Source organism: Kitasatospora sp. NPDC057198 (genome assembly GCF_042670125.1).
GTDB lineage: Bacteria > Actinomycetota > Actinomycetes > Streptomycetales > Streptomycetaceae > Kitasatospora.
This window is the reverse complement of sequence record NZ_JBHUWH010000303.1, coordinates 1-9,890: the sequence shown is the minus strand read 5'-3', so window position 1 is coordinate 9,890 and position 9,890 is coordinate 1. Positions and strand designations below refer to the sequence as shown.

The 9,890-nt window shown below is 76.5% G+C and carries 10 protein-coding genes; 2 read left to right on the top strand and 8 right to left on the bottom strand.

Features of this window, described 5'->3' with window-relative positions; all coding sequences use genetic code 11:
• Positions 1-153 precede the first annotated feature (153 nt).
• Together ACFUEL_RS27610 and ACFUEL_RS27605 are read right to left on the bottom strand one after the other, a co-directional pair.
• Positions 154-1,614 (bottom strand): pyridoxal phosphate-dependent decarboxylase family protein, encoded by a 1,461-nt coding sequence (locus ACFUEL_RS27610; RefSeq protein WP_380239473.1) that lies wholly within the window; start codon positions 1,612-1,614, stop codon positions 154-156.
• A 52-nt stretch (positions 1,615-1,666) separates the two neighbouring features.
• Positions 1,667-3,040, bottom strand: a complete 1,374-nt coding sequence (locus ACFUEL_RS27605; protein WP_380239472.1) for a diaminobutyrate--2-oxoglutarate transaminase family protein — start codon at positions 3,038-3,040, stop codon at positions 1,667-1,669.
• A gap of 204 nt (positions 3,041-3,244) precedes the next feature.
• Between ACFUEL_RS27605 and ACFUEL_RS27600 the strand changes: the two genes are divergently transcribed.
• Positions 3,245-3,871 (top strand): class I SAM-dependent methyltransferase, encoded by a 627-nt coding sequence (locus ACFUEL_RS27600; RefSeq protein WP_380239471.1) that lies wholly within the window; start codon positions 3,245-3,247, stop codon positions 3,869-3,871.
• 27 nt (positions 3,872-3,898) lie between these two features.
• Here ACFUEL_RS27600 and ACFUEL_RS27595 read toward each other — a convergent pair whose 3' ends face one another.
• The 4 genes from ACFUEL_RS27595 to ACFUEL_RS27580 form a co-directional block, all read right to left on the bottom strand.
• Positions 3,899-4,324, bottom strand: coding sequence for a hypothetical protein (locus tag ACFUEL_RS27595; RefSeq protein ID WP_380239470.1), 426 nt, complete (start codon positions 4,322-4,324; stop codon positions 3,899-3,901).
• Positions 4,325-4,580: 256 nt separating this feature from the next.
• Entirely contained in the window at positions 4,581-5,549 is a 969-nt protein-coding gene (locus ACFUEL_RS27590; RefSeq protein ID WP_380239469.1) for a hypothetical protein, read from the bottom strand.
• A gap of 58 nt (positions 5,550-5,607) precedes the next feature.
• Complete coding sequence (locus ACFUEL_RS27585) at positions 5,608-6,321, bottom strand: response regulator (RefSeq protein ID WP_380239468.1); 714 nt, start codon at positions 6,319-6,321, stop codon at positions 5,608-5,610.
• Positions 6,318-7,493: a sensor histidine kinase gene (locus ACFUEL_RS27580; protein WP_380239467.1), complete on the bottom strand. Its 1,176-nt coding sequence runs from the start codon at positions 7,491-7,493 to the stop codon at positions 6,318-6,320. Before ACFUEL_RS27580 ends, ACFUEL_RS27585 begins: the two co-directional genes overlap by 4 nt.
• Positions 7,494-7,693: 200 nt before the next feature.
• On the opposite strand from ACFUEL_RS27580, the gene ACFUEL_RS27575 reads away from it, so the two are divergent.
• Positions 7,694-8,341 (top strand): DUF2306 domain-containing protein, encoded by a 648-nt coding sequence (locus ACFUEL_RS27575; RefSeq protein ID WP_380239466.1) that lies wholly within the window; start codon positions 7,694-7,696, stop codon positions 8,339-8,341.
• Between the two features lie 215 nt (positions 8,342-8,556).
• Here the strand turns inward: ACFUEL_RS27575 and ACFUEL_RS27570 are convergent, their stop codons facing one another.
• Together ACFUEL_RS27570 and ACFUEL_RS27565 are read right to left on the bottom strand one after the other, a co-directional pair.
• Positions 8,557-9,393, bottom strand: coding sequence for an alpha/beta fold hydrolase (locus tag ACFUEL_RS27570; protein ID WP_380239465.1), 837 nt, complete (start codon positions 9,391-9,393; stop codon positions 8,557-8,559).
• An 81-nt stretch (positions 9,394-9,474) separates the two neighbouring features.
• The gene (locus ACFUEL_RS27565) at positions 9,475-9,741 is read right to left on the bottom strand and encodes a hypothetical protein (protein ID WP_380239464.1); all 267 of its coding nucleotides are present in this window, start codon (positions 9,739-9,741) and stop codon (positions 9,475-9,477) included.
• Positions 9,742-9,890: the final 149 nt, after the last annotated feature.

Sequence of the window (9,890 nt, the reverse complement as noted above, 5' to 3'; positions counted from 1 at the left end):
GCCAACCGAGCACGCACAGCCGGATCGCGACGCAGGACGAGAGCTTGCACTATCCCGCGATCTTGCTGACGTTCACCTCCCGCTTCGCGCAGTTCCCCGCGCCTCTGGTTTCGCAGCGTCCGGCCCTCAACGGGTCTCCCTCGCGCCCTTCCACTACACCTTCTCCGCGGCTTCGACCACCGCGTGCAGCAGGGACGCCAGCTCGGGCTCGGTGGTGTGCGGGTTGAGGAGGGTGAGCTTGAGGCGGACGCGGCCCGGACCCCGGCCGGGGAGTTCGGTGCGGCCGACGACGGCGCGGCCGGTGCGGAGCAGGTGGCGGCGGAGTTCGGCGTTGCGGCGGTCGCTCTCCGCCGGGTCGGCCACCGCGTAACGGAAGACCACGGTGGTGAGGACCGGGTCGCAGTGGAGTTCCAGCTGGGGGGTGCGGCGGATGATCCCGGCGGCCCGCAGGGCGTTCTCGTGGCAGCGGTCAACCAGGGCGCCGAGGCCGTCGCGGCCGAGGACCCGCAGGGTGGCCGCGAGCTTGAAGGCGTCGGGGCGGCGGGTGGTGCGCAGGGACTGGCCGAGCAGGCTGGGGTAGCCGGCTTCTTCGTCGTCGGCGGGGTTGAGGTAGACCGCGCGGCGGGCGAGCGAGGCGTAGGTGCGGGCCTCGCGGACGAGGAAGACTCCGGCGGCGGCGGGCTGCCAGCCGAGTTTGTGCCAGTCGAGGGAGACGGAGTCGGCGCGGTCGAGGCCGTCGAGGAGGGGGGCGAGCCGCTTCGAGAAGAGGGCGCCGCCGCCGTAGGCCGCGTCGACGTGCAGCCAGGTGCCGTGGCGGGCGGCGAGGTCGGCGACGGCGTGCAGGGGGTCGATCGCGCCGGTGTCGGTGGTGCCGGCGGTGGCGACGACGGCGACGGGGGTGGCGCCTTCCCAGCCGGCTTCGGCGAAGGCGCCGGCCAGGGCGGCGGGGTCCATCCGGAGTTCCCGGTCGACGGGGACGGTGTGGACGGCGCGTTCGCCGAGGCCGAGCAGGGCGGCGGCGCGCTGGACGGAGAAGTGGGCCGCTTCGGAGGCCAGGATCCGGGGGCGGACGCCGGCCGGCAGGCCGTTCAACTCGACGTCGGGGCCGAGGCGTTGGTCCCGGGCGAGCATCAGGCCCATCAGGTTGGACTCGGTGCCGCCGCTGGTCAGCACCCCGGCCGCCCGGTCGGGGTGGAAGCCGACCGACTCGGCGAGTTCGGCGAGCAGTTCGCTCTCCAGGGCGGTCGCGGCGGGGGCCTGGTCCCAGGAGTCCTGGGAGGGGTTGAGCGCGCTGACCGCGAGGTCGGCGGCGACCGCGACGGCCAGCGGCGGGCAGTGCAGGTGGGCGGCGCAGTGCGGGTCGGCCGGGTCGGCGGCGCCGTGGGCCAGCAGTTCGGTCAACTGCCGTAGTGCGGTGGGTCCGTGGGCCTGGGCCAGGGCCTTCCGGACGGCGGCCGCGACGGCGGCCGGTTCGCCGGGGGCGATCGGCCCGCCGCGTCGCAGCGCCCCGGCGCCGAGTCCGTCCAGCACTTCGTCGATCAGCGGCCGCAGGGTCTGCGGCCCGGCGGCCCCGCCGGAGAGTCCGGCCGCCTCGTTCATGCCCTGCCCGTCCATCGTCCCGCCCTCGTGGATATCTGATGTACCGTCAGTTTCTCTGCCTGCATGCCTACTTGCCGCTCTCCGGCTGCCGCGTCGCGAACTCGACGGCGTCGCAGAGCCGTTCGAGGACGGCGTCGGCCTGTTCGTCGGTGATGGTGAGCGGCGGCAGCAGGCGCAGGACGGCGTCGTGGCGGCCGCCGAGCTCGACGATCAGGCCGCGGGCGAGGCAGGCTTCGCGGACGCGGACGGCCAGGCGCGGGTCGGCGGGGCGGGCGCCGCAGCTGTCGGGTTCGCCCGCGGGGTCGACGAGTTCGACGCCGAGCATCAGGCCGCGGCCGCGGACGTCGCCGATCACCGGGAGGCGGTCGCGGGCGCCGTCGAGGCGGGCGGCGATCCGGGCGCCGACGGTCTCGGCGCGGGCGACCAGGCCGTTGGCGGCGACGTACCGCAGGGTGGCGGCACCGGCGGCCATGGCGAGGGTGTTGCCGCGGAAGGTGCCGGTGTGGGCGCCGGGCTGCCAGCCGTCGTACTCGTCGCGGTAGACCACGACGGCGAGCGGGAGGCTGCCGCCGATGGCCTTGGAGAGCACCATGGCGTCGGGTTCGACGCCGCTGTGCTCGACGGCCCACATCCGTCCGGTGCGGCCGACGCCGGTCTGCACCTCGTCGAGGATCAGCGGGATGCCGCGCTCGGCGGTGATCCGGCGCATCTCGCGCAGCCAGGTGTCGGGGGCGGGCACGACGCCGCCCTCGCCCTGCACGGGCTCCAGGATCATCGCGGCGGGCGGCAGCACGCCGCCGGACGGGTCGTCGAGCAGGCGTTCGGTGTAGGCGGCGGCGAGTTCGGCGCCGCGTTCGCCGCCGACGCCGAACGGGCAGCGGTAGGCGTACGGGTAGGGCAGCCGGGTGACTTCGCCGCCGCTGGGCAGCGGGGCCTTGACGGCGGTGTTGCCGGTGACGGCGAGGGCGCCGGCGGTCATGCCGTGGTAGGCGCCGGTGAAGGCGAGGGCGCCGCGCCGGCCGGTGGCGGTCTGCATGAGCTTGAGGGCGGCCTCGACGGCGTCGGTGCCGGCCGGGCCGCAGAAGTGGATCCGGGACCTGGCGGCGAACTTCTCCGGGAGGCTCTCCAGCAGGGCGGTGGTGAAGTCGTCCTTCTCGGCGGTGGCGAGGTCGAGCAGGTGCAGGGGGGCGCCGCTGTCCAGGGTGCGGCGGATCGCCTCCAGCACCACGGGGTGGTTGTGGCCGAGGGCGAGGGTGCCTGCGCCGGAGAGGCAGTCGAGGTAGCGGCGGCCGTCGGCGCCCTCGACCGTCATGCCGTTCGCGCGCACCGGGACGATCGGGAAGGACCGGGCGTAGGTGCGGGCGGCCGATTCGCGGACGCGCTGGCGGCGCAGGATCGCGTCGCCGGCCGGTGCGGCGGGGGTGCCGACGGTGAGGGTCACAGCAGGAGCTCCCTTGCAAAGTTAGGTGAGCCTAACCTTATCTTCGGGGGCTCGGCGAACGCCGCCACCAGGCCCTCCGGTCACCCGTCCGGGTGAGTGGTTCTCCCCACCCGCGCCCCCGCCCGGTCCCTGCCGGACACCCCCGACCCACCAACGAGCCGGACCGCGACGGGTCACGGCCACCGCCCGGGTAGCCTCCCCTCCATGGACACTCCGCCGCCCCCGGACACCGCCGCCCACGCCCGCGAACTGGCCGACACCCGGGCCTTCTTCGCCGAACGCGCCACCACCTGGGACAGCAAGTACCCGGACGACGGCCCGCGCTACGCCGCCGCGATCGCCGACACCGGCCTGGCCGCCGGGCAGTTCGTGATCGACGCGGGCTGCGGCACCGGCCGCGCCCTGCCGCTGCTGCGCGCCGCCGTCGGCCCCGACGGCACCGTGCTCGGCGTCGACCTGACCCCCGAGATGCTGGAACGGGCCGCCGCCGCCCACCGCGCCGACGCCGCCCTGCTGCTGGCCGACTGCACCCGGCTGCCGCTGCCCGACGCGGTCGCCGACCTGGTGTTCGGCGCGGGCCTGGTCTCCCACCTCCCCGGCCCGGCCGCGGGCCTGCGCGAACTCGCCCGGGTCACCCGCCCCGGCGGCCGCCTCGCCCTGTTCCACCCGCTCGGCCGCGCCGCCCTCGCCGCCCGCAAGGGCCGCCCGCTCACCCCCGACGACCTGCGCGCCCGCGAGCACCTCTTCCCGCTGCTGGCCGCCAACGGCTGGACCCCGCTCTCCTACACCGACGAACCGGCCCGCTACCTGGTGCTGGCCGAACGGAGCTGACCCGGCGCCGGACGGCCCGGCGGCCCGTCACCGACTCCTGAACCACTCCATGTACGACGGCCCGAACGGCCAGCGCGGCATCGGCTCGCAGTCCGGCTCCACCCCCACCGGCACCTCCGCCGGGGCGCCCATCCCGTACGCGTACAGCGCGGCCAGCGCGTACCCGGCCAGCAGCAGCACCGGCCACAGCCACCAGGAACTGCCCTTCAACCGGGCCAGCGGGGTCGCCAGCAGCAGCATCAGCACCACGCAGACGCCCATCACCGCCGCCTTCGGCCAGAACCGGCCCGGCAGCGCCTCGTGGCTCTGCGTCAGGCACCACCGCCACGCCTCGTCGGCCCGGCCGCTCCCGCGGAGCGCCGCCCACACCCCGAACCCCACCGCCAGCGGCACCCAGGCGCACCCGTTCGCCGGCACCCGCCAGCCCTTCCAGCCCAGCACCTTCGTCCCCATCGGACCTCCGCTCGTGTGATCAACCACCTCCACGCAGGCCGGGGTTCGGCGGTTCCCACCGGAAGCACCACCAGGGGCTCGGGGAACGGCGAGTCCGTGCTGCTGGCGGCCGGAGCCCATCGAAGGTCCGTGCTGCTGCGTGTCTTTGACCGAACCACAAGCCGATGCGCGCTCCGGCAGTGCACCGTCAGCAGACCCGGGCTCGCCGTTCCCCGAGCCCCTGGTTCGTCCCCCTTCGCCGTTCTTCCCGAACCCCTCAGGCGGGTTCGGGGGTGGTGCCGGAGAGGGCCCAGGCGAGGCCGGTGGCGGGGTCTTCCAGGGCGAGGTGGAGGTGGCGGAGGTCGTCGGCGGGTTCGGTCCAGACGAGGCAGCGCAGGCGGGCGACCAGGGCGTCGGCGGCGGGGCGGGCGGGGGCGGGGGTGCCGTCCATCGCGGTGAGCAACTCCCAGACGGCGAGCCGTCCCTGGGCGGCACCGCGGTCGGGGCGGGCGGAGGCGAGGTGGACCAGGGCGGGGTAGAGGGCGGCGAACGGGAGCTGGCCGCCGGTGACTTCGGGGCCGCCGGCGAGTTGGGCGGCGGCGTCGGCGGCGCGGCCGCGGACGCACACGGCGGTGGTCCAGTCGGAGAGCGCGGCGAGTGCGCGGGTGGCCGCGATGCCGGTCAACCGGGCTCCGGGGTTGGGGAGTTCGAGGACGGCGAGGCCCTCGCGGGTGGGCGGGGCGAGGTGCAGGGCGCGGCGGGCGCCGCCGCCGGGCAGGTACTCGCGGACCCGGGTGTCGCGTTCCCAGCCGCCGTCCTCCCAGGGCATCAGCCGGTAGGGCACTCCGCCCTCGTCGGGGGTGTCGTCGCCGGGGTCCTCGCCGAGCAGGGCGCGGGTGTGGGCGGCGAGGCGGCGGATCGCGGGCGGCAGCGGCAGGGCGTCCAGGACGGGGCGGGGGTGGCGGGTGGCGAGCACCTCCCAGAGCGGTCCGGCGTCGTGGTCGGCGGTGGTCGCGGGGGCGCCCGGCCCGCCGGCGGGGTCGAACAGCCGGGCGGCGAGGGCGGCGGGCGCGCCGTAGGCGACCAGGTGGCCGAGCGGCCCGGACAGCGGGTCGCCCAGCGCCCTGGCCAGCCGGAAGCGCTCCAGCAGTTCCTCCCAGCGGCCCTGCTCGGCGAGCCGCCGCCCGGACGGGCCCCACCCGTAGCGCAGCGGCCGCGCGGGCCCCGGCCCGTTCTCCACGATCATCCGCTCAATGTACGGCCGGGCCGGCGCGATGCACCGGCACCGCGTCGGTGACGGAGTGTCAGGGAGCCCCGGGCGCGGCCGGCGGGCGGGGCGGCGGCGCCATCAGCCCGTGCCGGTAAGCGGCGGCCACCGCCTGCGAGCGGTCGCGCGCGCCGAGCTTGCCGAGGATCCGTTTGACGTGCGTCTTCACGGTGGACTCGGCGAGGTGCAGCAGGGCGGCGATCTCCTCGTTGGGGTGCCCCTCGGCGGCCAGCCGCAGCACCTCGCGCTCGCGGACGGTGAGCGCCGCCAGCGGGCCCCGGTCGTCCGGGGCGGGTTCCCGGACGGGCCCCGGGGCGGGGGCGGACAGCAGGTGGCCGATCAGGTCCCGGGTGACCGCCGGGTCGAGGACGGCCTCCCCAGCCGCGACGGCGTGCACGGCGTCGATCAGCCGTTCCGGCGAGGCCCGCTTGAGCAGGAACCCGGCGGCACCGGCCCGCAGCGCGCCCCACACGTACGCGTCGTGGTGGAAGGTGGTCAGCACCAGCACCCGGCTCGGGCCCCCGGCCAGCCGGCGGGTGGCCTCGACGCCGTCGCAGCCGGGCATCCGGACGTCCATCAGGACCACGTCGGGCCGCAGTTCGCGGGCGAGTTCGACGGCCCGCAGCCCGTCCCCGGCCTGGCCGACCACCTCGATCCGGTCGGCGGTCCCCAGCACCACGGCGAGCCCGGCGCGCAGCAGCGGGTCGTCGTCGGCGATCAGCACCCGGACGGGGGCGGCGGGGGCGCTCACCGTTCGCCCCCGGCGGGGAGGACGACCCGGACCAGGAAGCCGCCGTTCGGTCCGGGCCCGTGCCGGGCGGTGCCGTTCAGGCGGGCGGCGCGTTCGGCGATGCCGGTCAGGCCGCGGCCGGGGCGGTGGCCTGGCGGCGGGCCGGAGCCGTCGTCCGCGACCTCGATCAGGGTGCCGTCGGGCCGCCCGGTGATCCGGACGGTGGCCTGCCCGGCGCCGGAGTGCCGCAGCACGTTGGTCAGCGCCTCCTGGATCACCCGGTACGCGCAGCGGTCCTGCTCCGGGGGCAGCGGCGGGGCGTCCCGGTGCAGCGCGACGGCCAGCCCGGCCCGTCCCATCCGCTCGGCCAGGGAAGGGAGTTCGACGGTGCCGGGCTCGGCGGGCGGTGCGCCGTCCGGGAGTCGGGGCGCGGAGCCGCGCAACAGGCCCAGCACCCGGTCGAGTTCGCCGAGCGCGTCGTTGCCGGTCCGCTCGATCTCCACCAGCAGTTCGCGGCTGCGCCCGGGGGTGCGGTCGATCAGCCGCCGGGCGGCGCCCGCCTGCACCAGCATCAGGTTCAGCGAGTGGCCGACCAGGTCGTGCACCTCGCGGGCGATCCTGGTCCGCTCCTCGGCGAGCAACTCGTCCCGGGCGCGCCGCCGTTCCACCGCCTGCTCGGCGAGCCGGTGCGCGTCCGCGTAGCCGTACGCCCACACCGCCAGCCACAGCGCCAGGAAGCCCGCCGGCATCACCACCGCGACGTCCTGCCCGGTGAAGTACCCGGCGATGCCCGCCACCACCAGCGGCGCCCCCCAACCCGCCCGGCCGGGGCCCCCGTACCGGCCCACCGCGTACGCGCCGAGCAGGTTGGCGTACGGCGAGACCGGGCTCGGCGAGACGAACTGCGCCTCGACGGTCAGCGCCAGCGTCCCCACCAGGTACGCCGTCAGCGGGGCCCGGCGGCGGACCGCCACGGGCAGGGCCAGCAGCACGGTCAGCACCAGCGCGTACGGCATCCGGCTGCCGATCCGGCCCGCCGCCCCCAGCCGCTCGACCAGCATCGCCACGAACAGCACCGCGGCGGGCGCGGCGTCCGCGAGCGGAGCCGGGACGCGGCCCAACACCCCGGCGAACGCGGGGAGTCGAAACCCGAACGCGGGGAACCGGAGTCTGCTGGTGACGGTGGGCGGCATCGTGCGGCGTCCTCGGTGCTGGCGGGGGGCGGGGGCGGGACCCGCGGTGACCGGGGAGAACCTACCCGACCCGGCCGCTCCCCGACCCCGGTGTCCGCCCGGCTCCGGGACGGGCCCGGGGCGCTACCCCAGCTGGGGTAGTCCAGGCCACCCCACCGGGGGGACGCCGCAGATCAGGGCCGGTCCGTAGCGTCCCCGGCATGACCTCCCACCACCCCGGCGCGACCGAAGTCCCCACCGCCGCACGGAAGTCCGGCGCCCCGCAACGGGCCGGCCGGATCGCCGTCGCCACCCTCGCACTGCTCGTCGCCGCCGTCTCCGCCCGCTACTTCACCCTCGACCCCGACACCTTCCTCGCCGACCAGCGCACCGTCTACCTCGCCCACCTCGCCCCGCTCCTGCTGCACATCGGCGGCGGCATCGGCGCGCTCTCCCTCGGCCTGCTCCAGTTCCTCCCCGGCCTGCGCGCCCGCCGCCCCGCCCTGCACCGCTGGACCGGCCGCGGCTACGTCCTGGCCGCCGCCGCGACCGGCCTCGGCGGCCTGCTCATCGCCCCGCACGGCCTCTACCCCCCGGTCGCCCCGCTCGGCTTCGCCCTGCTCGCCGTCCTCACCCTCACCACCACCGCCCTCGGCCTCCACCACGCCCGGCACGGCCGCGTCCCCGCCCACCACCGCTGGATGCTCCGCTCCTACGCCCTGATGTTCACCGCCGTCACCTTCCGCCTCTGGCTCCTCGCCCTCGGGCCGACCGGCCTCCCCGCCGCCGCGATCTACGCCTCCGGCGCCTGGGTCTCCTGGATCATCAACCTGGCCGTCGCGGAGCAACTCCTGCGCAGAGCCCGGTGAGAACGGCGGGATGCGAAATCAGGGGCCCGGGGAACGGCGGGTCCGTGCTGCTGACGGCCGGAGCCCATCGGAAAGTCCGTGCTGCTGCGTGCCGTAAACAGAACCAAAAGCCGATGCGCGCAACGGCAGTGAACCGCCAGCAGACTGGGCCTCGCCGTTCCCCGAGCCCCTGAATGCGCGCTCGTGAGCCCCTGGTGGGGCTCTCTCGTTCGTCCTCAGAGTGCCAGCATCGCCTCCGCGACCTCCGCCGCCGCGGTGGCGGGCAGTGCCGTCGCGGCGTCCAGGACGAGCAGCCGCGCTCCCGGGATCTCGCGGGCCAGCGCCTCCGCGTTGCCGAGGGGGAAGAACCGGTTGCGGCGGCCGTGCACGACCAGGGTGGGGAGGGCGAGGGCGGGGAGGCGTTCGCGCCAGCGGGGTGCGCAGTCGAGGGCGGAGAACACCAGGCCGATCTGGTTGGCCAGTTGCACCGGGGGTTCGGTGCCGGGTGTGCGGTCCCAGATCCGGGCGGCGGTGGTCCGGGCCGCGGCGGGGTCGTCGCCGAGGATCTCCGCCCCGGCGGCGGCGAACCCGGCGACCGCCGCCCGGTCGGCCCAGTCGGGCTTCGGACGGGAGAACAGCCGTCCCATCGTCGCCGGGTCGTGCTCGGGCAGGTCCGGGTCGGCCGGGCCGGGGGCGACCGGGCGGGTGCCGACCAGGGTGAGCGCCGAGAACGCCTCCGGCCGGTCGAGCGCGGCCACCTGGGCGACCATCCCGCCGACCCCGATCCCGGCGAGGTGCGCGGGGCCCCCGCCGAGCGCGTCGGCGAGGGCGGCCGCGTCGGCGGCGAGGGTGCGCAGCGTGTAGCCGGGCGCCTGCGGGTCGCCGCCCTCCGACTCCCCGCTGTCGCGCAGGTCGTAGCGGACCACGTGGCGGCCGCCGGCGGCGAGGTGCTCGCACAGCGCGTCCGGCCAGGAGAGCATCGTGGTGCCGCCGGCCAGCAGGACGAGGGGGGCCTCCCGGTCGCCGAAGGACTCGACGCCGAGGACCGTTCCGTTGACGTGGATTCGTGTCATGCCGGGTTGGACGGGCCCCGCCGCCGGAACTCATCGGCGAAAACGGAACCCGAAGCCGGTGCGCGCTCCGGCAGTGCACCGTCAGCAGACCGGGCCTCGCCGTTCCCCGAGCCCCTGGCGGGGCTCTCCTCCGTGCCCCCGGAGGGCGAGCGCGGCAAGGGGCGGGGTCGCGGCGAGGAGGAGGCAGGCGGGGAGGGGGAGGTGGGTGAGCAGGGTGCCGGTGAGGGCGGTGGCGGTGGAGCTTCCGGCGTTGCAGGAGGTGTTGACCCAGGCTCCGGCGCGGGTGCGTTCGGTGGGGGCGGCGAGTTCGTCGGTGAGCAGGTAGGCGGTGGTGAGGGTGGGGGCCACGGCGAGGCCGGCCAGGGCGGCGACGGCGGTGAGGGCCGGGAGGGGGGGGGCGTGGGAGGCGTGGGCGAGGGGGCAGGGGAGGGCGGGGGAGGTAGCGGAGAGGGTGGGGGCGGCGGTTCATGGGAAGTCTAAGGGGGCTTGGAGGCTTC

Coding starts and splice junctions, on each gene's coding strand:
- ACFUEL_RS27610 (WP_380239473.1), bottom strand. CDS start 1,614: ATGGACGGGCAGGGCATGAACGAGGCGGCCGGACTCTCCGGCGGGGCC.
- ACFUEL_RS27600 (WP_380239471.1), top strand. CDS start 3,245: ATGGACACTCCGCCGCCCCCGGACACCGCCGCCCACGCCCGCGAACTG.
- ACFUEL_RS27595 (WP_380239470.1), bottom strand. CDS start 4,324: ATGGGGACGAAGGTGCTGGGCTGGAAGGGCTGGCGGGTGCCGGCGAAC.
- ACFUEL_RS27590 (WP_380239469.1), bottom strand. CDS start 5,549: ATGATCGTGGAGAACGGGCCGGGGCCCGCGCGGCCGCTGCGCTACGGG.
- ACFUEL_RS27580 (WP_380239467.1), bottom strand. CDS start 7,493: ATGCCGCCCACCGTCACCAGCAGACTCCGGTTCCCCGCGTTCGGGTTT.
- ACFUEL_RS27575 (WP_380239466.1), top strand. CDS start 7,694: ATGACCTCCCACCACCCCGGCGCGACCGAAGTCCCCACCGCCGCACGG.
- ACFUEL_RS27570 (WP_380239465.1), bottom strand. CDS start 9,393: ATGACACGAATCCACGTCAACGGAACGGTCCTCGGCGTCGAGTCCTTC.